This window comes from Vibrio sp. 10N.261.45.E2 (genome assembly GCF_002875705.1).
Taxonomy (GTDB): Bacteria; Pseudomonadota; Gammaproteobacteria; order Enterobacterales; family Vibrionaceae; genus Vibrio.
Window position 1 is genome coordinate 1 of sequence record NZ_MCZZ01000119.1, and the last position, 975, is coordinate 975.

Below are 975 nucleotides of genomic sequence, written 5' to 3' on the forward strand. Positions count from 1 at the left end.
ATTCACTATGCCACTACACAACCATCTTTCGAACACGCCACGAAAAATAGGCTCCGGTAAAATAATAAGCGTGTCTCGATGAGAGAAAAGATTTGGGTGCACCTTGGCATGAATCACAACACTGAATCAGGAAGAGGCTGACGCCCCTTCCTGCCCAGCTACCTTACCATTTCGTAGACAACAAAGCGTGCTAGGAAATCTGTACTTCCATCTTTATATCGAACCTCGCAGAGCGAGTCTCTAACAATAAAAAGTCCACACAGAACGGTGAAACAAATCACCACCAAGCCCATCAGGGCTATTTTACTCTTTGGCATTTTTTGTTGCCTCCTAGTGATAAAGAGGCTAATATTTGTAGTGTCTAGATACATACATTGCCTCGTAAGTTTTAATTAACTTTCGGGGCTTTTGTCTATCTGCCACAAACAAAAATAGTTAAATGATTGCTCATGACAAACAGCCAAGAGCACCCGCAGGCAGTATACCACGACTCAGTAACACTTTGTTAATCCTGTAATAGCCACTCATTCGCTTCATTAAATGCCTCTTCGATAATACGATTAGCGATTTTCTTTTCTTCTTTTTTTGCAAAAATTTCTAGTTGGTTATTGGTGCCAGTACGTATTCGAACCTTTACGTCTGGATACATGACAGACAATCTTTTGAATAATTCATCGTTGATCAACGTTAATCCATTCTTTGGAAGGCCAGCTTTTAAAATCTTCATTTCTACGCGCATGTTCACTCCTTAGTAAAATTAATACTGTTTAAATATACAGTTATTTTTTAGTTTTTCAATTGAACCGCTCGGCGCAACCCCGTAGCTGGCGTAGCCAGTCGGAGGGTGAGCAAGCGGAATATCTGCTTAAATTGAACCTTCGCACGGTCACCGAATATTTTATTTTTTCGTCTAGATCGATCAAGTTAGCCGTGGGGGATGAGACTGACGCGCTAGGCTTGATGTTTAGCGATTTC

General features: G+C 41.0%; 2 protein-coding genes. Both read right to left on the minus strand.

All coding sequences use genetic code 11. The features are described 5' to 3' along the window. Positions 1 to 158: 158 nt before the first annotated feature. Positions 159 to 317: a Hok/Gef family protein gene (locus BCT34_RS10480; protein ID WP_076653013.1), complete on the minus strand. Its 159-nt coding sequence runs from the start codon at positions 315 to 317 to the stop codon at positions 159 to 161. A 188-nt stretch (positions 318 to 505) separates the two neighbouring features. Beyond that, a complete protein-coding gene (locus tag BCT34_RS10485; RefSeq protein ID WP_076653010.1) occupies positions 506 to 739 on the minus strand; it encodes a DinI-like family protein in 234 nt (77 codons plus the stop codon). Between the last annotated feature and the right edge of the window lie 236 nt (positions 740 to 975).

What these genes read in the sequence shown, in the direction of transcription:
- BCT34_RS10485 (WP_076653010.1), bottom strand. Translation starts at nt 739, where the DNA reads ATGCGCGTAGAAATGAAGATTTTAAAAGCTGGCCTTCCAAAGAATGGA.
- BCT34_RS10480 (WP_076653013.1), bottom strand. Translation starts at nt 317, where the DNA reads ATGCCAAAGAGTAAAATAGCCCTGATGGGCTTGGTGGTGATTTGTTTC.